Raw genomic sequence first — 311 nt, forward strand, 5'->3', positions numbered from 1 at the left:
ACCCTGTCCAATGGCCAGACCGTCACCATCGAGGCCGGCAAGTCGTCCGGCAGCGTCGATTTCCAGACCCCGGCCAATGACGTCTACAACAACGGCAGCACCGTAAGCACCACGATCACGGGGGCAACAGGCGGCAACTTCGAGAATCTGGTGCCGAACCCGACGCCAGCGCAGACCGTCATCAATGACTCGGTCGATACCACTACGGCGACTTTGACCGCGACCCCGAGCGTCACCGAAGGCGGCGTGATCACCTACACCGTGACCCTGACCAACCCGGCCCAGACCCCGGTCACCGTCACCCTGTCCAA

General features: G+C 63.3%; 1 protein-coding gene. It reads left to right on the forward strand.

All coding sequences use genetic code 11. The annotated features are described in order from the left end of the window. Positions 1 to 311, forward strand: a 311-nt coding sequence (locus HU735_RS26870) for an immunoglobulin-like domain-containing protein (protein ID WP_186716493.1), incomplete at both ends; no start/stop codon positions are given.

The organism is Pseudomonas sp. BW16M2 (genome assembly GCF_014268865.1).
GTDB classification, from domain to species: Bacteria; Pseudomonadota; Gammaproteobacteria; order Pseudomonadales; family Pseudomonadaceae; genus Aquipseudomonas; species Aquipseudomonas peradeniyensis.